Annotated in this window: 20 protein-coding genes and 1 riboswitch; of the genes, 10 read left to right on the top strand and 10 right to left on the bottom strand. The window is 46.7% G+C overall.

Translation table 11 applies throughout. The features are described from left to right. Window positions 1-56: 56 nt before the first annotated feature. The 3 genes from BBG47_RS15980 to BBG47_RS15970 all read right to left on the bottom strand — a co-directional run bounded on the left by BBG47_RS15980 (window position 57) and on the right by BBG47_RS15970 (window position 3,190). On the bottom strand, window positions 57-629 hold the full coding sequence (locus BBG47_RS15980; RefSeq protein WP_065292515.1) for a hypothetical protein: 573 nt from the start codon (window positions 627-629) through the stop codon (window positions 57-59). A gap of 639 nt (window positions 630-1,268) precedes the next feature. Further along, complete coding sequence (locus BBG47_RS15975; RefSeq protein ID WP_065292514.1) at window positions 1,269-2,174, bottom strand: Gfo/Idh/MocA family protein; 906 nt, start codon at window positions 2,172-2,174, stop codon at window positions 1,269-1,271. A gap of 89 nt (window positions 2,175-2,263) precedes the next feature. Next, complete coding sequence (locus BBG47_RS15970; RefSeq protein WP_065292513.1) at window positions 2,264-3,190, bottom strand: phosphotransferase family protein; 927 nt, start codon at window positions 3,188-3,190, stop codon at window positions 2,264-2,266. 162 nt (window positions 3,191-3,352) lie between these two features. On the opposite strand from BBG47_RS15970, the gene BBG47_RS15965 reads away from it, so the two are divergent. Then, a complete protein-coding gene (locus tag BBG47_RS15965; protein WP_065292512.1) occupies window positions 3,353-3,769 on the top strand; it encodes an NUDIX hydrolase in 417 nt (138 codons plus the stop codon). Between the two features lie 105 nt (window positions 3,770-3,874). Here BBG47_RS15965 and BBG47_RS15960 read toward each other — a convergent pair whose 3' ends face one another. Next, window positions 3,875-4,312, bottom strand: a complete 438-nt coding sequence (locus tag BBG47_RS15960) for a MarR family winged helix-turn-helix transcriptional regulator (protein ID WP_065292511.1) — start codon at window positions 4,310-4,312, stop codon at window positions 3,875-3,877. A 123-nt stretch (window positions 4,313-4,435) separates the two neighbouring features. Here BBG47_RS15960 and BBG47_RS15955 point away from each other — a divergent pair, with 123 nt between their 5' ends. The 3 genes from BBG47_RS15955 to BBG47_RS15945 all read left to right on the top strand — a co-directional run bounded on the left by BBG47_RS15955 (window position 4,436) and on the right by BBG47_RS15945 (window position 7,426). Then, entirely contained in the window at window positions 4,436-5,023 is a 588-nt protein-coding gene (locus BBG47_RS15955) for an NAD(P)H-dependent oxidoreductase (RefSeq protein ID WP_065292510.1), read from the top strand. 126 nt (window positions 5,024-5,149) lie between these two features. Beyond that, a complete protein-coding gene (locus BBG47_RS15950) occupies window positions 5,150-6,589 on the top strand; it encodes an alpha/beta hydrolase family protein (RefSeq protein ID WP_065292509.1) in 1,440 nt (479 codons plus the stop codon). Between the two features lie 285 nt (window positions 6,590-6,874). Then, window positions 6,875-7,426: a GNAT family N-acetyltransferase gene (locus BBG47_RS15945; protein WP_065292508.1), complete on the top strand. Its 552-nt coding sequence runs from the start codon at window positions 6,875-6,877 to the stop codon at window positions 7,424-7,426. A 106-nt stretch (window positions 7,427-7,532) separates the two neighbouring features. Here BBG47_RS15945 and BBG47_RS15940 read toward each other — a convergent pair whose 3' ends face one another. Together BBG47_RS15940 and BBG47_RS15935 are read right to left on the bottom strand one after the other, a co-directional pair. Further along, window positions 7,533-10,016: a DsrE/DsrF/DrsH-like family protein gene (locus BBG47_RS15940; RefSeq protein ID WP_065292507.1), complete on the bottom strand. Its 2,484-nt coding sequence runs from the start codon at window positions 10,014-10,016 to the stop codon at window positions 7,533-7,535. After that, window positions 10,013-10,303: an ArsR/SmtB family transcription factor gene (locus BBG47_RS15935; protein ID WP_021253467.1), complete on the bottom strand. Its 291-nt coding sequence runs from the start codon at window positions 10,301-10,303 to the stop codon at window positions 10,013-10,015. Before BBG47_RS15935 ends, BBG47_RS15940 begins: the two co-directional genes overlap by 4 nt. A 278-nt stretch (window positions 10,304-10,581) precedes the next feature. Between BBG47_RS15935 and BBG47_RS15930 the strand changes: the two genes are divergently transcribed. Beyond that, window positions 10,582-11,328: a YggS family pyridoxal phosphate-dependent enzyme gene (locus BBG47_RS15930; RefSeq protein WP_065292506.1), complete on the top strand. Its 747-nt coding sequence runs from the start codon at window positions 10,582-10,584 to the stop codon at window positions 11,326-11,328. Between the two features lie 49 nt (window positions 11,329-11,377). On the opposite strand, the gene BBG47_RS15925 is transcribed toward BBG47_RS15930, so the two are convergent. The 3 genes from BBG47_RS15925 to BBG47_RS15915 form a co-directional block, all read right to left on the bottom strand. Continuing rightward, window positions 11,378-12,523 (bottom strand): DUF4179 domain-containing protein, encoded by a 1,146-nt coding sequence (locus tag BBG47_RS15925; RefSeq protein WP_065292505.1) that lies wholly within the window; start codon window positions 12,521-12,523, stop codon window positions 11,378-11,380. Beyond that, a complete protein-coding gene (locus BBG47_RS15920; RefSeq protein ID WP_065292504.1) occupies window positions 12,504-13,088 on the bottom strand; it encodes an RNA polymerase sigma factor in 585 nt (194 codons plus the stop codon). The genes BBG47_RS15925 and BBG47_RS15920 overlap by 20 nt, the downstream gene beginning before the upstream one ends. 95 nt (window positions 13,089-13,183) lie before the next feature. Beyond that, window positions 13,184-14,548 carry an ABC transporter substrate-binding protein gene (locus BBG47_RS15915; RefSeq protein ID WP_065292503.1) on the bottom strand — a complete coding sequence of 455 codons (1,365 nt, stop codon included), beginning with the start codon at window positions 14,546-14,548 and terminating at the stop codon, window positions 13,184-13,186. 380 nt (window positions 14,549-14,928) lie between these two features. On the opposite strand from BBG47_RS15915, the gene BBG47_RS15910 reads away from it, so the two are divergent. The 5 genes from BBG47_RS15910 (at window position 14,929) to BBG47_RS15890 (ending at window position 19,124) form a co-directional block, all read left to right on the top strand. Beyond that, window positions 14,929-15,843, top strand: coding sequence for an ABC transporter ATP-binding protein (locus tag BBG47_RS15910; RefSeq protein ID WP_065292502.1), 915 nt, complete (start codon window positions 14,929-14,931; stop codon window positions 15,841-15,843). A gap of 69 nt (window positions 15,844-15,912) precedes the next feature. Next, a complete protein-coding gene (locus BBG47_RS15905; protein ID WP_021253461.1) occupies window positions 15,913-16,647 on the top strand; it encodes an ABC transporter permease in 735 nt (244 codons plus the stop codon). Next, window positions 16,648-17,829 (top strand): sensor histidine kinase, encoded by a 1,182-nt coding sequence (locus BBG47_RS15900; protein WP_065292501.1) that lies wholly within the window; start codon window positions 16,648-16,650, stop codon window positions 17,827-17,829. Next, complete coding sequence (locus BBG47_RS15895; protein ID WP_065292500.1) at window positions 17,826-18,431, top strand: response regulator transcription factor; 606 nt, start codon at window positions 17,826-17,828, stop codon at window positions 18,429-18,431. Before BBG47_RS15900 ends, BBG47_RS15895 begins: the two co-directional genes overlap by 4 nt. Window positions 18,432-18,611: 180 nt before the next feature. Continuing rightward, window positions 18,612-19,124, top strand: a complete 513-nt coding sequence (locus tag BBG47_RS15890) for a serine protease (protein ID WP_065292499.1) — start codon at window positions 18,612-18,614, stop codon at window positions 19,122-19,124. Window positions 19,125-19,429: 305 nt separating this feature from the next. Here BBG47_RS15890 and BBG47_RS15885 read toward each other — a convergent pair whose 3' ends face one another. Then, window positions 19,430-19,909 (bottom strand): C40 family peptidase, encoded by a 480-nt coding sequence (locus BBG47_RS15885; RefSeq protein ID WP_065292498.1) that lies wholly within the window; start codon window positions 19,907-19,909, stop codon window positions 19,430-19,432. A 3-nt stretch (window positions 19,910-19,912) separates the two neighbouring features. Continuing rightward, a riboswitch (cyclic di-AMP (ydaO/yuaA leader) is annotated at window positions 19,913-20,054 on the bottom strand. Window positions 20,055-20,312 lie beyond the last annotated feature (258 nt).

Here is a 20,312-nt window from a genome sequence, read left to right as displayed (position 1 = left end):
ATCGGCCAGAGCGTTATATTGGATAGACGCTCTGGTCAATAGGGCTGTCGGAACGATTAGGCGTTGTTGGATACCTCAGCGCCGGCAATCTCTTCTTGATTTTCTTCTTTTCTTCTCCAGCCCATAATGGCCGGCCCTAGCAGTATAATCCCGAACTTAGCTACCTGGAAGACTACTCCGGCTGGAGACGACTCATCCTCATCACCGACGGTCTTTCCGGTCTTGGTTGTGATCTCGCCACTCGTCAGGTTGATGGTATACCCGACGATGCCTTTGTATCCAGTCGTTTCCATCAAGTGTTTATCAAGGAATTCATTGACCGCACTCTTAATCTCCGCATCGCTACCAGTGAGGATGCCTGCTTCTGTCAGATCGGTCTGGAGATCTTTTTTCAATAGCTCCATGCCAGTGAACAGATTAGCAGCAATGGCTGCAATGCCGAGCAGGACACCGAGCAAGACAGCGGTGCTTTTCTTTTTGGACACCCATATCATAAGCAGATACAGCAATCCAGCTAGAATTAACGGGTATACCGGGACAAGATCTGACCATTGGTTAGTTACCCAGGCATAAGCGCCTCCAGCCACAATACTTGCGACCAGGGCGACGATTACTTTGACAGCGTTCACTTCTCATGACCCCATTTCATATCTTTTCTTTTTTAAAGCCATTCTGCTACCCTAGTCCCGCATACAAAGGTATGCCATCTTTCGATTTCCCCGATTATTGTTCAGAAGAGATGGAGCTGCCATGGAGGATGAATTGTCCATTATCTACATCGTCTATCGGCAGTTATAACCAAATATATTACAGTCGGCGATTGAAATGAAGCCATTTATTACCATAATTTCCATACAGGACAATTTTCAAAGAAGTTTAGATAAATTCTTTTCAACATCAGGTTCATAAATAGGTATTAATTCCATTATTGGATTGGAAATTGGGTGACCTTTAAGTTGCGGTTGGGCTTGCAAAGCTGATTTGAGGTACGTGAATCTGGCGTCTGGTCATATTCCTACTAAATGATGGATGTATTGCAGTATGAATAAGAATAGGAAGGAAGGCAGCGAAAAGAGCCATGTTCATATCTCTTACATAACATGTAGTTGTCGAGACTACACACGAGTAAGGTGGATGTGAAATGGCTCAACACCAGATTTGCTACTGCTTCGTATAGTATGTTTTTAACCTAAGGGGCCAACGGGTTCCCTGTTGTCACTCAACATATAAGTTCATGCGTCAGTTGATGCTACAGGTACAAAGGGGAATCATAATATCTCTAATTGTTGCGTGATATCTTCACAGATGCGATGAGTCAGCAGTGACTTCGCTCCACTGGATAGAAACTCGTCTCCGCTTTTCACACAGCTGATGAAATGGTCGATCATATCAACAAACCCGCGGCGATAGAGAACAGGAGTCCAATCCCCGAATGAGGACTGCTGTTCGGTGTTGTTTATATACGTTGTCGTATGAACGCAATTATGGACGACGATCTTCTGCTGACATCCCATGACTTCCAGTCGTTCTTCCGTTACCCCCGTTTGTCGGTGCATCATTGCGAGCCCGGTCGTCTTCTTGCCCACCAAGTTAAGGACTAAGTAACGCAATAAGCCATCCTCGACCTTGCCGTTGACCGTAATCGTCTCTGGTTCGCCTACATAGTACAGCAGCGTGTCTACCACGTGGATGAAATCATCAAAAACCGTCTGCCGGATTGGCGACAAGGGGCCGATCCGATTCTTTTGCATGAAGGCAGTTTCGATTGCCGGAATGGTTTCTTTTGCGCTTTTGTACATCGGCATGAACCGACGGTTAAATCCGACCATGAGCTGCACGTTATGCTGTTGAGCCAGAGAAACGATTTCCTCCGATTCATGCAGCGTATAGGCGATGGGCTTGTCTACGAATACATGAATTCCCGCAGTGATAAGCTGACGCAACATATCTACATGTGATTCCGTTGAAGTATGTACGAAAGCGGCATCGATGTTAGATGAGATCAATTCCTGCACGGTAGAGAATTGGTTGCGAATACGATATTGCCGACCAACTTCATCGACCACTTCTAGATTGCGGCTGGCAATGGACAGTTCAATATCCGATCGGGTTCCTAGTACAGGCAAGTATGCTTTGCGTGCGATATCACCGATACCGATCATGCCGATTTTCATATTGGTTCCCCCTTCATAACTATAGATTCCGTTTATTCCATATGAATGAGTACAGTATAGCCTGAGACGCAGGTTTTAGGCTATATGTTTTAGACTAAGCGCCCAGGAGGCTGCTCTATTCTATTCACGAGAAGCTCTAGCTCATCCATCAAATCCGGAATCCACGCATCTGAACCTGGGATTGTATCGGTTCCGCCATACACAAGCCATTTCAGCGTTTTTACAAGCCAGCATACCCCGCCGACGTTCACCTGCCATTCAAGCTGATCCATCGAACAATTCTGCTCCATTGCGCTATGGAAGGCGGACAACATCTCTTCCCTAGGGACATGACTATATTCTCGAGCTTCATCAATGAGACAATGCAAGTCGCCTAAATGGGGACTTAGATACGAAATCGACCAGTCAATCGGCATAATCTGTGTCCCCTGAATGAGCAAGTTCTTTGCATGATAATCATGGTGTACGAGTGTAAGGGGCTGAGTGCGATACAGTCTCTCCAGCTGTTGCGGCAATATGTCCTGCAGTTTGCCGAGGGCAGGATGGCTAGCTAGACGAGGCGAGTGAAGGAGATCCTTCGCAAGCGACAGGAAATCGGCAGCTGTCTCGGTGCATTGATGAATGAGACTGCTCGGAATATTCTGCTTGATATGCATTGCAGCTGTATCCCGAATTCTGGCTAACGCTCTTGCAGCTTCCAGAAAGAGCGCTGAGCTGGGACGCTGCTCCAAATTGTACTGCCCAGCATCCTCCATAATCATGACCGCACTGCGTTCCGATTCATAATATTCAAAAATGCGAGGGGCTGATATGTGCAAAGGTTTCACGAGGCGACGGTAATTGGCGGCTTCTTGAGCCATTTCTTTGCCGCCCCATTTCAATATGCGAGTTTCACCTGTACGTAAAGTGATGCGATACACTTCGGATAGCGCCCACTTTCGTAAAAGTGCCCACTCGGTTACTTCAGCTAGCAAAGGGATTCTGTTGGTATAGGCAGATAGACGTTCTGGAATCATGTGCATCCTCCTGCATGATTGGGTTCATCTTACAGAGGAGAATTTTACACGAAAACCCAAAAAAATATAGACTTATAATGACCGGTTTGCTATGATGTTGAATAGGGTCTCGATACTTTTCGAGATCCATTTTTTGTTAATTGTGAATCGGGAGATGAAGAGATGCAGGGCTATAATGTCATCATGGTTTACAATAAAGAACTCGACAAATTATTGATGTGCAAACGATTAAAAGAACCGTACAAAGGACTAAGTAATCTAGTCGGCGGTAAAATAGAGGCTGGCGAAGCAGGGATCGAAAGTGCTTATCGAGAGCTGGCGGAAGAGACGAGCATTTCCAAAGGGGATATCACGCTGCACCACCTGATGGACTTCACGTACCACTATCAAAAATGTTATGTGGAAGTCTATGTGGGCAAGTTGAAGCATGACGTCTCGATTCATGGCGATGAGAATGAATTGTACTGGTCGGAGCTGACCCACGATTTCTTCGATATGACCTTGTATGCAGGAGAAGGCAATATCGGTCATATGATCGAGCAGGTGAATATGTACAAGGATACAATTTTAGGTGATTGAAAAGGAAAAGACGAAGGCAGGCGCTACATGGCGTGTTCCTTCGTCTTTTTCTATACTAGAAACCAAGTTTGTATCTGCTCCTATTCACAAAAGCTGTGTTGTGGCTTACATCTTGACATCGAACACATGGGATTGGAGAATCTCTAATGCCCGCTGTATGTCCTTCAAGTCTTCTTCTGAGGAATTCTTAATTCGCTCGAAGAAACGCTCGCTAATCCGCCCAAAAGCCTCATCCATCATGGCTTGTCCAGCTTCCGAAAGTTGGATCAGCTGCTTGCGTCGATCATCCGTGGACTCTAGCTTTTCACATAGGTTCTTTTCCGTTAATTTCTTCAGTTCTCGGCTCGTATTTGGCATAGACATGTGCATGCAATCGCTAATTTGGCTTAAGGTAACAGGTTGGCTGACCGCGATATATTCCAAAATACGATATTGAACGGGTGTAATATCCTCTGGCTTAATGTCCCTCGTTAATTCATGCGTCACTTCGTGCACGGAGGTTGTAAAGCTCACGAATTGATGAAACAGAGCTTTCTTGTCCACAAAATCACCTCTTACCTGAACACGATAACAAATCAATTATCAATAAACAATTATCATTTGACAACTATATGGGCAGGTTGGTATCATTTAGTTATCAAATGATAACTAAATGGTGGTGGGAAGATGAAGGTGTTAATCGTATATACGCATCCGAATCATAGTAGTTTGAGTTACGCCTTTTTACAACAAGTCATACAAGGATGTACAGAGAATAAGAACGTGGAAGAAATTCAGGTTCTTGATTTATATGAAGAGGACTTTGATCCAGTACTTGTGTTCCACAAGACGAAGCGGAGGAGAGATATGCACCTCGATCCGACCCTGGAGAAGTATCGTGAGCAGATACGCTGGGCGGATAAGTTGGTGTTTGTGTATCCGATCTGGTGGCTGCGTCCGCCTGCGATGCTGCTCGGCTACATTGATCAGTTATTTGCTTCTGACTTCGCCTATCGAGACAACGGGGGCTTACTGCCTGAAGGGCTGCTGAAAGGGAAATCGGTTGTTTGTATATCTACAATGAAGGGTCCTACCCTGTATCCGTTTTTCTTTTATCGCAATGTACATAAAGTGTTGATGAAAAGGGCTTTGTTTCAGTATGTGGGTATCAAAAAAGTGAAGTTCTTTGAATTCGGGAATATGGAAAGTCCGAAGGGCAAACATGACAGAAAATTAAATAAGATTCACCATTATTTCAAATTTATGTATCATTAAGAATCCGAGCAGAGTTCATTTTGTTAAGGATGACGAATAAATTAATAAGTTTTGAATGTCTCCTTACAGACGGATCTAATGTTGAAATTAACCGCTGTAAGCTATAAATGGGGAGGTTCAATTCTTATGAGATCGTTTGAACTGTTGTCAGTCGTTATTAATATGTTGTTGCTTGGTTGGCTGCTATTTGCAAGGAACAAGACAAAGCAAATGCTGTTCATTAGTTTCATCATATCTGCCGTATTCGTGCTGCTGCATGGACTCGTTGAGGGACTGCGTTGGCAGATGGTTCCGGCCTATGTGATAACGTTTCTGCCGATCTGTATCCTTGCAGCACGATATCTCTTCAGATCGAAGGAAGTTAAGGGGGATAAATCCAAGGTTCAGCAAATTCTTCTAACTATGCTGGCAGTGCTATATTCCCTCATCACTGTGTTTCTGCCTCTCTTGTTCCCGGTGTTCACATTCGAAGAACCTACAGGTCCGTATAAGATTGGGACAGTAACGTATGATTGGAAGGATGAGCGGCGTGAAGAAACACTTACCCCAGCAAAGGGCGACAAGCGCGAACTGATGGTGCAAATTTGGTATCCAGCTAGTTCGAGTGCACAGGGGAAAACCGCACCCTATGTACCTAATCCAGATGTGTTCGTAAATGCGTACAGCCAAACTTTCGATATGCCTAAAATGTTTTTTACAAGCATGAAATTCGTCAGGACACATGCGATCGGAAATGCCGAGATATCTGGTAAAGAAGCTGCTTATCCAGTACTTCTGTTTTCTCACGGAATGGGTGGGCACAAGAGCCATAACACCTTCCAGATCGAACAATTAGTCAGTTATGGGTATATCGTTGTGGGTATTGATCACACATATAATAGCATTGCATCGGTGTTCGATGATGGCCGCGTTGCGAATTTTATTCCCCAGGATCCGTCAGTTGAGCACTTGGATGAACTGAACAAGGTATGGGTGGAGGACGCCAAATTCGTACTCAATCAAGTGGAGAAGCTGACGAAAGGTGATCCAGACCATCGCTTTACAGGAAGAATGGATATGAAGAACGTCGGTATGTTCGGTCATTCCTACGGTGGAGCAACGAGTGTTCAAATGCTGATGTCAGACGCAAGAATTAAGGCAGCTATTAATTTGGACGGCGGCTTATTTGGTCAGCTCCGGATTCCGGAAGGCGGGGTGAAGAAGCCGCTGTTGATGATGAGTGCGGATAGAACGCTTGCCGGTGCAAACCAGCTAGCAGCCGCCCAAGGTACAACGAGAAAAGCTTTATACAAGTACTTTGGTGACATATTTGAACGATACAAGCATGTTGCAGCAGGCGGGAACTACTGGATGAAAATTAAAAACATGGATCATTTAGCCTTCTGCGACTTCTATCTGCTATCGCCTCTACTCGAGAAGGCTGAAGGGGTAAATTTACGCCCTGTACATCGCCTCATTAACGAATACTCGCTTGATTTCTTTAACCATTACTTAAAGGGGCAACCTTTCGAGAAGATGGAACAAAATCTTGGGGACAATCCGGAATTTACACTGGAGAGAGGCTAAGACAGACCGAAGCAGCACGTACAAAAACAAGATGATGAGGAGGTAGTTCCCGTAATGGGCGCTCCCTTAGATAAGCGATGCTGTTCACATCCCACTGTAAGGATGAGATATCAAAGATATTACATTTCATTAATTTACCAAATACGCAAGGGCATGATATAATCCATGACTAAGAAAGGAATGAGAACGATGTAGTTGTCGAGAGGGATACGGTCGATCCGCGCTCAAGATCTCCGCCCTCGTATGAGGGAGTAAGTGAACACCACATATTGAGGGGGAGCGAATATGGTATTTCATATTTGGGAAGGAAAAAAAGTAAGATTGCGCGCCATAGTCTCAAGCGATTGGGAGAAATTCCACAACAATGACTATGATACGGAAACTGCACGATTATGCGATGAGGTTCATTTTCCAAGATCCGAAGAGGGTGCGCGGATATGGACGGAACAGCGGGCGGCTGCAGTGCCGGAAGGCGATCAGTTTCGGTTTGCCATTGAGACGATTGCGGGTGAAATGGTAGGCGGAATGAACACGCATGGCGTAGATAAGCGGAATGGCACGTTCAAGTACGGCGTATCGATCTTCCGGGAGCATTGGCGCAAAGGTTATGCATCGGATGCGGTTCAGGTTTTGCTGCGTTACTATTTCGAAGAGCTGCGTTATCACAAGGTGATTGCGCATGTATATGCGTACAACGAGGCATCAATTGCGCTGCACGAGCTCCTAGGGTTCCAGCAGGAAGGAAGACTGAGAGATATGGTCTTTACGAAGGGGAAGTATCACGATGAACTCATTTATGGCTTAGTGCGCAGTGAATACGATGCGATGCAGGGATGAACCTGGTCACCGAATAGGTACGATTAAAGATAAATGAGGAAAGCCATAGAGTGGTTGCCTGTGGGAAGGCAGCGCTCTATGGCTTTTTGATGTTGTGTATTTATTTTTAAATAAACAAATTAATGCCTGATTGATCAGCCTTGCCTAAATAGTAGCCTACGCCGCCGATGGTAACGCCGTCGATAAGCTCCTCATGGGCGATGCCCATGACATCCATCGACATCTGGCAAGCGACGATTTCGACACCCTGCTGGATCGCAGATTCAATCAACTCTTCTAGCGAAGATACATTGTTATTGTTCATCACCGAGCGAATCATTTTTGGCCCGATGCCCATCATGTTCATCTTCGACAAGCCCAGCTTCTTGCTTCCTCGTGGCATCATCGCACCGAACATTTTGCCGATGAAGCTCTTGTTAACGGGAACCTTGTTCGGCTTGCGCAAAATATTCAGACCCCAGAAGGTGAAGAACAGAGTCACTTTCTTTCCCGAAGCAGCAGCTCCGTTCGCAATAATGAAGGAAGCAATTGCTTTATCGAGATCGCCGCTGAACACGACCATGGTACTGCGATCCGATGACACACTGCGATTGTCTGGTTGTTGCAAATCCTCCGTGGGGGAGGTAGGCGGCAGCTTGCGTATATGGGCTTCAATCGTCCCATCCGTGTGTTTCTGAACATGCAGCAGCTCCTGCTTGCTCATGCCCGCCCAAGCTTGAATATCCTCATAGAAGCCGGGATCGGATGCATTTACTTTCAGCACTTGACCTTCCTGCATCACATCCATCTGCTGCTTGACTTGCATGAGCGGCCCCGGGCAGCATAATCCACATGCGTCCAGGGTGCGATCGAAGGAATAATACGCATCTTTCGGTTCGTTGCTCTCTTTTACTGGATTGCCAGTCGTGTCTTGGTCTGGCCTGGCAGGCGGCATAACCTGTCCAGGGGTATATTGTGCATGCTGGTATGTCTTATATCCACCCGTTAAGTTTTTCACCTTGAAGCCATGCTGACTTAGAATGCGTGACGCCGTATAACCGCGCAAACCAACTTGGCAGTAGACCCATATTTCTTTCTCCCGATCGAGCTCATTCAGACGGCTTCTTAGTTCATCTACAGGAATAGACAGGGAGTTAGGAATATGACCGTTCTGATGCTCCATATCCGTACGCACGTCAACAAGCATCGTAGTTTGTGGGTCGCGCTGTTCCAGATCGGCAGGCGTAAACGCGTTCACAGCTCCTGTCCATATATTCTCGGCAGTATACCCGGCCATGTTCACGGGATCTTTAGCGGAAGAATACGGTGGTGCATAGGACAATTCAAGCTCCGTAAGATCGGTGACGGTGCCGCCTAAGCGTATAACCGTAGCAATGACGTCCATCCGTTTGTCAACGCCGTCATAGCCGACAATCTGGCTGCCTAGTACGTTGCCTTCCTCATTAAAGATCAGCTTTATTGTCATTGGCTTGGCACCTGGATAGTACCCGGCATGGGAATTTGGATGCACATAGGTAACTTTGTATGGCAACCCTAATCGTTGCAATGTTTTTTCGTTATTCCCTGTTGCAGCACCCGTTAATCCGAACACCTTCAGGATAGATGTGCCTTGCGAGCCTTTATAGGCAGTGCCAATTCCGCTCACATTGTCTGCTGCGATGCGCCCTTGCTTGTTGGCTGGCCCTGCGAGCGGGATCACTGTCTTCGTCCCATTGACGAAATCGACAACCTCAACCGCGTCTCCTACGGCATAAATGTCCTTTACATTGGTCTGCAAAAAATCATTCACGATGATATGACCTCGTGGTCCCAGTTCAATGCCGCTGTCCCGAATAAAGCCCGTGTCAGGCACTACCCCGATTGCAAGAATGACCATGTCGCTTGTGAGCACTTTGCCGCTGGCCAGCTGCGTTTCAATCCCGCCGTTCGTATCACGGAATGATTGAACGCGGTCATTCACAATAAGTGATGTACCGTGCTGCTCCATCTCCTTAGACAGAATACCGGACATTTCTGTGTCAAATGGAGCAAGAATCGCTGGTCCAGCCTCCACCAACGTGACATCCAGCCCAATTTCGCGCAAATTCTCGGCCATCTCCACCCCGATGAATCCACCGCCAATGACGACAGCAGAACGTGCGCCTTCTTCTGTGACGCGCGTCTTCACGCGATCCGTATCCGGAATGTTGCGAAGCGTATAAATTCGCTCGCTCTCAATACCCGGAAGCGGCGGACGTACCGGCTTCGCACCAGGGGACAGAATTAGGGAATCATACGTTTCTTCGTACTCCCCTTTCTCTTTGCTGCGTACCCGTACCTTTTTTGCTTGCGTATCAATGCCGATGACTTCGCTGTGCACGCGCACATCGATATTGAACCGGCGGTGCATTGCTTCTGGTGTTTGTACGAACAGCTTGTTGCGGTCTTGAATCGTATCTCCGATATAGTAGGGAAGCCCGCAGTTGGCGAATGATACATAAGCATCCCTCTCGAACATGACGATGTGGGCATCCTCATCCAGTCTGCGCAGACGTGCTGCGGCAGAAGCCCCTCCAGCTACTCCTCCAACGATCAGTACCTTTTTGCTCATGATGTCTCCTCCCCGAAAAAAGCTTCAACGAGCTGTTTTACCTTCTCGTTCTCTACCCGATAGTTCACTTCTAGGCCGTTGCGATGTGTGGTTACAATGCCCATGCTGCGCAGCTTCTGCAGGTGTTGGGATACCGTCGATTGCGGCAAGCCTAGGCAGTCCTGCATGAAGGATACATTGCAGCTTCCCTTATCCAGCAGCCCCTTCACGATACAGAGGCGAACAGGATGTGCCAGAGCCTTTAACAGCTCGGCAGTATCATTAAAACGTTCATAGTCGTTATTCATATCATGTCTCCTTTGATTTGTAGGAAAGTGAACAGATGGAATGGTTCATGTTGTGCATGAATTCATGCACTTAATAAATCCTCATGCACTTAATAAATCGTTATATCGTTATATTACGATATTAATATATAAGGGAAATAAAATCAACACAAGAGGTTGAAACTAATAAATGGAAAGGGAGGTGCCGGATTCAGCGTTATATTGTGCAGAAGGTGACAGCCTTACCCGAACAGGTATGCTAGAATGGACATAAATACTAAAATAATGTGGTGATAACGATGCAACTAAACGATATTGAACATAACATACGAGTGATTCGTGAGCGTATCGAGCAGGCGTGCAAGCGCAGTGGGCGCAATCCCGAGGAAGTGAAGCTGATGCTCGTTACGAAGACAGTTCCGGTTGAACGAATTCAGATGGCATTGGATGCAGGGGAGAACTTAATTGGGGAAAATAAAGTGCAGGAAGGGCTGCAGAAGCGGGAGCCGCTTACCTCGGCTAATCCGTCGCTAGACTTCCACTTTATCGGCCATTTGCAAACAAACAAGGTCAAGGATGTGCTCAAATTCGCAACATGCGTTCAATCCGTTGACCGCATGAAGCTGGCTACGGCACTCCATGAGCGGCTGCAAAAGGAAGGCCGCACGATAGATATCCTTATCCAAGTGAATACGTCGTATGAGGATAGCAAGTTCGGTGCTGCCCCAGAGGATGCACTCGCATTAATTCAAGAGGTAGCCAAGTTGGACACGCTCCGCATTAAGGGGCTCATGACAATTGGGCTGTTCACTGACGATCAAGACAAGGTGCGCAAATGCTTCAAGCTGCTGCAAAATATCCGTCGTGAAGCAGAGGAGCTTGCATTGCCGAATGTCAGCATGGAAGTTATGTCGATGGGGATGTCCGGAGACTTCGAGACGGCAATCGAGGAAGGTTCAACGCTGGTACGTGTGGGCTCTGCAATTTTCGGCAAACGTATTTATCCAGACAGTCATTATTGGAATGAAAACTCGAAATCCGAATAAATGGATGAAATAAGGATGGAAGGAGAGAGCAGTGGGGCTCTCTCCTTTTTTATTTTGAAATTTCAACGGGTAATGTAACTTCGAGCTCGGGGATATATTTGATGAGTGGTTGGCCGTCTGCTCCAAGCTTGAATTGGGGTTTATCATGGTGGTTGATAAGACTTATATAAGGTTTGATCGTAATAGACGTAGGAATAGGGTCGTACGGCTGATAAAGCAAATTGAACAGGATCGTTTTCCCGTTATCCTCATGCAGTCCTGAACCGTTTAGCAATTTGACTGTGCGCCCCTTATCATCGTAGATTTCGAATCCAAACGGTAGATCGTTGGCCGTAAGCGGATCGTCTTTCGATATTTCCAGCCTTGCAGCAAGACTCGTCGTAACCGGCGTCAATTCTACTTTATTGTACTTAATGGTGAATGGACTGCTAGATTTCGAAATGTTTGGCTTCATGACGACTGAATCATTTGTTTGCATGGAAACGGGAATCGTCATTTGATAGGGCTCCTGTATGTCTGACACGGTAAGCTTTACCGTTAAATCGAACTTGTCGGGCAAGGATATTCCTTCTTGATTTCGCATATCAGAGAACATAAGGATTGCCGAATTTTCATTTTCCCCTGGGACAGTAATGATGCCAACCGAGTGCTGGTTGTATGCATAGTCGGCAATACTTTTTCCATCAATAAGGAGTTGAATATCACTCAAAGATTCCATCAAGGTATTGCGGCTACTGCTCTCCTGCAACCCTGATAGGCTCGATCGTTCAATACCAACTGCCACTCGTACTCCGTCATAGGCTGCTACCGGAATCGAAAGTGTCAAACCATGATGGGTTAGGCTCTGCTCAGATGAGGTGACAAGTCCTTTTTCGTCGGCCGCCTGCAGACCTAAATCTCCCGCAAAACGAAAAAGACTGCTCACGCCCGGCACATGTCTCATTGACTCGGCTACCGTGGGAGACAGAAAGGAGCCCCCTATTAATAAGACGAATGCTGCGGCTGCTGCAGCAATCGATGTGACAATGGAACGAACTGCTGTACTACGACGTGTTGTACGTGAGGCATCAACAAATAGAGACCCAGTGTCCAATCGGCTCATAATTTGCCCCGTAAAATCAGGATTTGTCGGCGTCTGGCGAATCCATGCCTCTAATTGTTCACTATCTACACCGTTACGATGGCTTGATGACATGCTTATGAAGACCTCCTTCCTCTGTGAATGGATTGGCTTGATAGCGAAGCAGCTTTTTCCGCAAACGTTCATATTTTTTGCGAATTGTCGATGGCTTTAAATCCATAATCTCGCTAATTTCATCGAAGCTATATTCTTCCACGGCCCTTAACAACAAAATATGCCGCTCTTCTGCAGAAAGCTTGTCCAGCAATTGATAAACCAGATCTCCATACGGAAGTTCTTGATCATTGATTTGATCTCGTTTCAGCAGGGACAGTATTTTTCGGAGCCTGCTTCTACGGTTCAAAATATCCAAGCAATGATTGTAGGCGATCTTATATATCCAGGCTGAAAAAGATACCTGAGGCTCGAAAAGGTGTATACGTTGAAAGCCTTTAATAAATATGTCCTGAACAGCGTCCTCGGCTTCTTCCTTGCTGCCCAACAAATAGTAGCAATATAAATAAATTTGTTTCTGAAATCGATGGATGATAAAGGTGTACGCTTCTTTATCTCCGCACTTGACTTGAGCAATGGCATGTTCTAAAGTCCCAACAGTTTGATATTCTGAGCTGGATGGCATAGCCGTATGGATCCTCCTTTCATACAGCCCGGCTTAATAACACCTTTTTATTGTATAACTTCACTTTCGGGTGATAAGAGCACTTTTTCAGTACATTATTTTTCGGCTTTTTTGCTTTTTGCTTTCTGCAGTGCTTCTTGTCCCTTCACTTCCAACACGGCTATCGCTTCCTCGACGGTCTGCTTATCATCAATAATCGCTTGCAGTTCCTCTGATAAGACAGGTTGGAATAATTGATTGAACTCTTTAGAAGCGGCTGTACTGCCTAGAGATTCCTCAAAAGAAGGCGTTGTTTTGGGCGTAAGCAGATAGAAAGGTTCTGTGCTTTTGCCTTCAATATCTTTGAGCACACCAGGGCGTGCAGGCAATTTTCCATTTGCCGTCCGTGAAGCGGCCGAAGCCATGTCCGCGCTATTTACGAACTTGACGAACTCCCAGGCCGCCTGCTTATTTGGTGAGTCTTCGGATACCGCATAAATTTCCGAGACATGTACATTTGCCGATTCATCTGGGGAGGAAGGGTCAACAGGCATTGTGACGATATCCCATTCGAACGATTTCGATGCACTGTCGAAGAGAGCTCGTGCTTTCAATTCTTTTGTAAGCCAAGGCCCATTGATTGTCATCGTAGCCTGATCTCTATAAAAGGCTTCAGCCATCTCCTCACTATTTTGATTTGAAGCCTGCAGGTAGATAAATTTATCGCGTACGGCATTTGTTACGAGTTTGATTGCTTCTTTCCAACCGTTTGAGTTGATAAGCAGCCTGTCTGCCTTTGCATCGAGTAATCGTAACCCGGAGGAAGACGCGATCTCCTGTAACATCTGCTCCACACCGTAGTCCTGATATAATCCAACTATTTTCTTTTCGCCAGTGCCCGTGTTGGTGAATCTTCTCGACAGTTCAAACAATTGCTTCCAGGTCATCTTGTTCGTCGGCATATCAATATGATGCTGCTTGAACAAATCGCGGTTGAAATATAGGACATCCGCATAAAAAGACGGAGCTAATCCGTATAACTTGCCATCTCCTTTCCCTCTAATCATTTCGATAAGTCCGGGAGAAATTGCGTCGATATCGAATTTGTCCTTCGCAATCATAGTTTCGATGTCGTACAGCCGTCCCTGCCGCGCATAATCTTCGAACAAATTCTCGTTTAGCAGCAGCACATCAGGTTTGTATGTCTCAATTAATTTTTTCAATTCTGCATGATCGTCCCAAGCGCCATTTTGCTCGCGATTTGCGAGCACGTTATTCATGCTAATGATATCGAATTCGATTTTTGGGTTCTTCATCTTGAAGAGATTCCCGTAATCGTTATAGAACGACGGTTCATCATGGTACATGACTTTGATTTTTCCACTTTCCAAGTTCTCATTTTGTTGTTGTTCCCCGTAACAACCGCTAAGCAAAGGAATGATCAGTATCAGTGTAATTCCTAGCTTCCACATCTTTTTCATGCTATCTCTCCTTTTCTGCCTATACAACGGACAGACATGCCGTTTTGTGACGGGGCTGCAAAAATTATGGCACAGGATAAATGGTTGCTTTATAAAGTGGCCTTGAAGAAAATGAGGCTCGCAGCAATTCGAATACTGCCACCTCATTTCTGACATTTGTCATATGTAGTTGGTGACATCGTACACTAACTGGCTCAAGCGTGCCTGCCGTACAATACAAACATAAGCGATACGGCAACGGACAACCGAGATTGAGCAGCGCAGCATCGTTCAGCTTATCTCGAAAGATTGAACTAATTAGCCGAAAGCTGTACATAACAGAATGACCACATCACAGAACCACATACGATTCCTAATTTAATGACGAAGGATGATTATAGATGACATACGCAATCGAATGTACGAACCTAGTCAAGCAATTCGGCAACTTCCACGCCGTGAACCATATCGATCTTCGCTTCGAGCGCGGACAGATCAGCGCGCTGCTCGGCCCGAACGGTGCGGGTAAGACAACGACGATTTCCATGATCCTTGGGTTGCAAAAGCCGACATCAGGCGAGATTAAGGTGCTTGGCCAGCCCGCAGGCACAAGGGAACTGCGGCACAGAGTAGGGGCGCTCATGCAGGATGTGAAAGCTCCTGATGGCTTGAATGTTGCAGAGGTATTGAATCTGTTCCGCAGCTACTATCGCAACCCACTCCCACTGTCCAGACTGCTTGACCTATCAGGTCTGCACGGAGAAGCGAAGCGGCGCGCAACATCGTTATCCGGTGGACAACGGCGCAGATTGGCCTTCGCGCAGAGCTTAGCTGGCAATCCAGAGCTTGTCCTGCTTGATGAGCCGACGGTCGGCATGGATGTGGAAGCGCGTGGTCGCTTCTGGGATACGGTTCGCGCTCTGTCGAACGATGGACGGACGGTTGTGCTTACGACACATGACTTGGAGGAAGCAGATGCAGTGGCGGATTATATCGCGATCATTGCGGCAGGTACGGTAGCGGCCAGTGGAACCTCACAGGAGCTCAAGTCACAAACAGCGCTGCGGACGGTGTCCTTCCGTCTTCAAGTCGAACAGCAGGACGAAGCGCTGATGCAGCTTCCGGGAGTCGTAAAGGTCGAACGTGCATCAGGTCGGATTCGACTTCACGTCCGCAGTACAGACGAAGTGTTGTCCGTACTCTTGCAATCTGGTTGGGGAGTCAGCGATATTGATATCCAATCCGCTAGGCTTGAGGATGCTTTCCGATCAATAACAAAATCTCATGAAGCTGCACGTACTCAAGCAAGCGTATAGTTGAGGACTGAAAATAAAAGATAGAGGCAGAGAGTGCCTTAATCATCACATATTAGGGGGAACTGATCGATGTTACAAGCACAAATCAAAGCAGAAAGTTTACGAATTATGCGCAGTCCTTTCTTCTTGTTGTTCTCACTCGTCATGCCAATCGCTTTCTATTTCTTATTCGCTAGTTTAAATGGCGCATCTAAGTCAATTGAATCGACCACCTATGGCGCCTTCTCACTTATGTCTATGACAGCTTTCAGCCTGATCGGCACGGCAATGAGCCAGTTCGGTATTCGCCTTGCTTACGAGCGTCGTGATGGATGGACACGTCTGCTTCGCCTGACACCACTATCTCCGTCGGTATGGATTGGCGCTAAGATCGTATCGCATATGTTGGTTCATTTGCTTGTCATTCTCATCATTTTCCCTGCAGCCTACTTTGCCTATCACATTGAGCTGACGGCTGTACAATGGGTGACATGCGGATTGTGGCTGTGGCTTGGAAGCATTCCATTCCTAGCGATTGGCTCTATTTTAGGAACGATGAAGAGCGCGGATGCCTCCATTGCGGTCGCGAACATTTTGCTCATGGGATTTGCCATCATGGGAGGCTTGTGGATGCCGCTGAAGACATTGCCAAGCTGGATGCAAGTTATTGGAGAATGGCTGCCATCCTACCGCTATGCACATGGTGCATGGAATATGCTCGCTGGGGGAAGTCCTGCCCTGCTGGATTGGGTAATTCTTCTGGGCTGTGGCATGATCTTCATGGTAATATCGAGTTATATCTTTAACAGACGGGAAGCGATGTAAGTGAACGTAGTCAAGAAGAGATTATTTCCCGAAAAAGAGGGAGCTGAGCCTTACATCTCCCTCGTCAACTTATGCGTGCCTATCTTTTTCCTGCTGCGTGAGACTCCGACCAAGTTATTGGTGGGGTTCACGCTGCTTCTGTTTCTAGTGATTGCATTTTGGATGCAGTATCGGCACGAGAAGCAGGCATTGCTGTGGTTGGCTGCTCAGGCTGTAATTATTCTCGTATTCATCCTTTTCTATCACCCTATGTATGCTTATATGGTGTTCATGATCGCGCAGATGATAAGCAGGCAGAAGACCTCAATCATTTTAGGAACAGCTGCCGTTATGGCGGTAGGTATCGTAATTGGATTGTCTCAACGCTTGGATACAGTAACCGTATGGTCATCCCTTCATACGCTGCTTCTCCCTCCATTATTCGGTGTGCTCGTCATGCCATTCATCATGCGTGCTGCTGGGCAGTACAAGCAGATGGCGGAACGATTGCAGGCAGCGACCTCTCAGCTTGAGCGGATGGCCCAGCAGGAAGAGCGCCAGCGCATTGCACGTGAATTGCATGATACGCTTGGACATACATTGTCTTTGATCACGCTTAAGAGTGAAGTGACAGAAAAGCTGATTACACGTAATCCGGAACGGGCAATTGCTGAAGCGAGGGAAATTCGGGAAACCTCGCGTGCTGCGCTGAAGCAGATGCGTCAACTCGTAACTGAAATGAAGATCGTCAAGCTTGCAGAGGAATATGAGCATGGAAGGCAGCTATGCGCTGCCGCAGGAATTGAGCTGGAATTTCAGGAACGCAGCGAGGGAATTAGCCCTTCAGCAGCAGGCCCAAGCATTGTGAACCGATTGCCGTTATCAGCATTGCAGGAGACAATTCTCGCCATGTGCTTCCGGGAGACCTTAACGAATGTTGTCAGGCACAGCCGAGCGAAGCATTGCACGGTTCGGGTTGAGGTGGAAGAGGCAAGGGTTCGATTGGAGATTGCAGATGATGGGATCGGAATTGATGAGCACCAGCTTAAGCAATCAAGTGGGACGGGCATGGCTGGACTGAAACAGCGGCTTCAGCTTGTGGATGGGACGCTTGCTATAGAGTCTGGTGCCCACAAGGGAACGGCATTATCGTTAATCATTCCGCGTGTAATCCGCGATGGGAAGGGGAAAGGTACATCATGATTCGAGTGATATTAGGAGAGGACCAACAGATGCTGCGAAGTGCACTCGCCACCTTGTTGTCGCTTGAGGATGATATCGAAGTGATTGGACAGGCCGAGAATGGCAGTGTAGCGCTGTCGCTTATAGAGGAACTTCAGCCGGATATCGCGGTATTGGATATTGAGATGCCGCTTATGACGGGGCTGGATGTCGCGGATGCAGTCAAGAAGAAGGGGCTGGACTGTCGGATTATTATGCTGACGACCTTTGCTCGCTCAGGCTATCTCCAGCGTGCAATGGCATCCAGTGTAGGCGGTTATTTACTCAAGGACAGCCCAAGCGACGAATTGTCGGATGCCATTCGCCAGGTATATGCAGGCAAGCGGGTGATGAGTCCCGAATTAACGTTGGCTGCGTGGGAAGACCCTTGTCCGTTATCCCCGAGGGAGAAGGAAGTGCTGTTGCTTGCTGAGAACGGACTGTCCATGCAGGATATTAGCGCCAAATTGTTCTTATCCTATGGAACGGTGCGCAACTATATGTCGGATGCGATTAGCAAAGTAGGAGCGGGTACGCGCATTGAGGCGATTCGAACTGCCAGGGAGAAGGGCTGGCTGGATTAAGAACTGCTGCTGGAATATATGCAGAAGATACTTGATGGAGAATTGTCGGATCAATTAGCATCCAGAAAATAAATGGGTAAGTGCTCCATACTCTCTAAGTGAATATTTAGCTTATTTTCAGTTTCATTTCAGGAATTACGAACATACTATAGCCATCCCTTACATAAGGAGGTGGAACCTATGAAACGCAATTCAACCGTAGCAGCGTGGACGTGCCTAATGCTTCTCTTGATGGCTTCACCTGCAGCAGCGCAAAGCAGAACTTCGCTAGATGCTGCGGCAGATAAGAGCAAAGAGCAAGCTGCTGTACGAGTGGTCACTTCATCTCAGGCTGTACAGCCGAATCAGCAGAGCACGGAGACGGATAAGCAATTAGAACAAGTACAGGCACAAATGAAGGAGCTTCGTGCAGAAATGAAGCAGCTGCGCGAGAAGAAACTTCAATTGCTCGCTAAGAAACATGGAATTTCGACAGAAGGCAAGAGCAACAAGCAAATTCACCAGGAATTACGCGAGAAATTAGGCATAAAAGGACGACTGTTCCACGAGAAACATCATAATAATGGGAAGCATGTCGAGGATCGTCAGACTCAGCTTCAGCACGAGGAAGAAAAGCATCGAGCGGAGGCGGATGGGCTCACACCAGAAGAGATTAAGGCGAAATTCCAAGAATCGAATGGGTCAGTCAAGTAAATCAGAAGCGTCTATGCGAAAATAGTGAATATCCAGACAAGATATCGGGACATGCGCACAAGCGCATGTCCTTGTGTCGTTAATGGCGATGAGAAAGGTTGAAACCGAAAAAGAAATATTTCGTAAAGATAGATAAAAGCACGAATCGTTGACATGCAGAGATGCATAGGATAAAGAAGTTGGATTTGCGCGGATAATGAGGGTAACATGAAACAACCCGACGAAAAGGCGCGTAGCGCTTCTCATCGGGTTATGTAGTCGTTCATATCATTATAAGAGTGCAGTAAACAATCAAACTATTGATATTATTGATTTTCAGTAGCGATAGAAGAAAAATCATTCTCGTTCATTACACGACGAGCACCTACATAGCGCTTCTCGTAGTAGTCCATGCTAAGGCTGTCGATGCGTGTACCCTTGCTTGTCGAAGCGTGTGCGAATTTGTTGTCGCCTACGTAAATGCCGACATGCGATACACCGTTGCCGCCGCTTGTGTCAAAGAAGACCAGGTCTCCTGGACGAAGCTCGTCTTTGCTAACTTTCTCACCAGAGTCAAATTGCGACGAAGATGTGCGAGGAAGATCAATTTCGAACTTGTTGAACACGTACTTCGTAAATCCGGAGCAGTCAAAGCCTTTCGTTGTTGTACCACCATACTTGTACGAAATGCCAAGCAAACCTTCAATCGTGTTGTCCATTTTGGATGCTGCGAATGTGCTGCCTGCACTGAACGAAGTAAACAGAACGCTCAGTCCGAGCACCGCTGTAACTAGCTTCTTCTTCAAAGGGAAAGCTCCTTCCGTGCCTGCGAGGTTAGCTGGAGGGTTCGGTTGAAGGACCCCTATGATCCCTGTGTTCCAAGATCAATTCACCCGTAAAAACTGGTTCCCCCGCTTTCCGGTCCGCCCGGAAACTCGGCATTCTGGTTTTGGGATTATGTATTGCTGCGTGCGATAGTAACAATTTTGCAAGAGTTAGTGCCGCTTTCATGACAAAGTTGTAATAAATCTAGATTTATTGTAACAGACGGAAATTCCTTTGACAAATATTTTTTGTCCTTGACACGAAAAAAACTTGTCAGATCAGCGTTTTTTTCGCCGATAGACAAGTTTTTTAATTCATTTTGTTAGGTTACGCTGCTTCAATATCATCGTAACCCTTTGTAACTTTGTAACTTTGTAACTTTGT

The sequence above is a fragment of the Paenibacillus sp. KS1 genome, assembly GCF_001680695.1.
In the GTDB taxonomy this organism is placed as follows: Bacteria; Bacillota; Bacilli; order Paenibacillales; family Paenibacillaceae; genus Paenibacillus_B; species Paenibacillus_B suaedae.
Note: the sequence above shows the minus strand (reverse complement) of the source record. Positions and strands in the feature narration are given on the sequence as shown.

Excerpts from the sequence above, each read along its gene's own strand:
- BBG47_RS15945 (WP_065292508.1), top strand. The coding sequence starts at position 6,875 with ATGGTATTTCATATTTGGGAAGGAAAAAAAGTAAGATTGCGCGCCATA.
- BBG47_RS15950 (WP_065292509.1), top strand. The coding sequence starts at position 5,150 with ATGAGATCGTTTGAACTGTTGTCAGTCGTTATTAATATGTTGTTGCTT.
- BBG47_RS15955 (WP_065292510.1), top strand. The coding sequence starts at position 4,436 with ATGAAGGTGTTAATCGTATATACGCATCCGAATCATAGTAGTTTGAGT.
- BBG47_RS15915 (WP_065292503.1), bottom strand. The coding sequence starts at position 14,548 with ATGAAAAAGATGTGGAAGCTAGGAATTACACTGATACTGATCATTCCT.
- BBG47_RS15965 (WP_065292512.1), top strand. The coding sequence starts at position 3,353 with ATGCAGGGCTATAATGTCATCATGGTTTACAATAAAGAACTCGACAAA.
- BBG47_RS15895 (WP_065292500.1), top strand. The coding sequence starts at position 17,826 with ATGATTCGAGTGATATTAGGAGAGGACCAACAGATGCTGCGAAGTGCA.
- BBG47_RS15940 (WP_065292507.1), bottom strand. The coding sequence starts at position 10,016 with ATGAGCAAAAAGGTACTGATCGTTGGAGGAGTAGCTGGAGGGGCTTCT.
- BBG47_RS15975 (WP_065292514.1), bottom strand. The coding sequence starts at position 2,174 with ATGAAAATCGGCATGATCGGTATCGGTGATATCGCACGCAAAGCATAC.
- BBG47_RS15890 (WP_065292499.1), top strand. The coding sequence starts at position 18,612 with ATGAAACGCAATTCAACCGTAGCAGCGTGGACGTGCCTAATGCTTCTC.
- BBG47_RS15935 (WP_021253467.1), bottom strand. The coding sequence starts at position 10,303 with ATGAATAACGACTATGAACGTTTTAATGATACTGCCGAGCTGTTAAAG.
- BBG47_RS15930 (WP_065292506.1), top strand. The coding sequence starts at position 10,582 with ATGCAACTAAACGATATTGAACATAACATACGAGTGATTCGTGAGCGT.
- BBG47_RS15970 (WP_065292513.1), bottom strand. The coding sequence starts at position 3,190 with ATGATTCCAGAACGTCTATCTGCCTATACCAACAGAATCCCTTTGCTA.
- BBG47_RS15920 (WP_065292504.1), bottom strand. The coding sequence starts at position 13,088 with ATGCCATCCAGCTCAGAATATCAAACTGTTGGGACTTTAGAACATGCC.
- BBG47_RS15905 (WP_021253461.1), top strand. The coding sequence starts at position 15,913 with ATGTTACAAGCACAAATCAAAGCAGAAAGTTTACGAATTATGCGCAGT.
- BBG47_RS15910 (WP_065292502.1), top strand. The coding sequence starts at position 14,929 with ATGACATACGCAATCGAATGTACGAACCTAGTCAAGCAATTCGGCAAC.
- BBG47_RS15925 (WP_065292505.1), bottom strand. The coding sequence starts at position 12,523 with ATGTCATCAAGCCATCGTAACGGTGTAGATAGTGAACAATTAGAGGCA.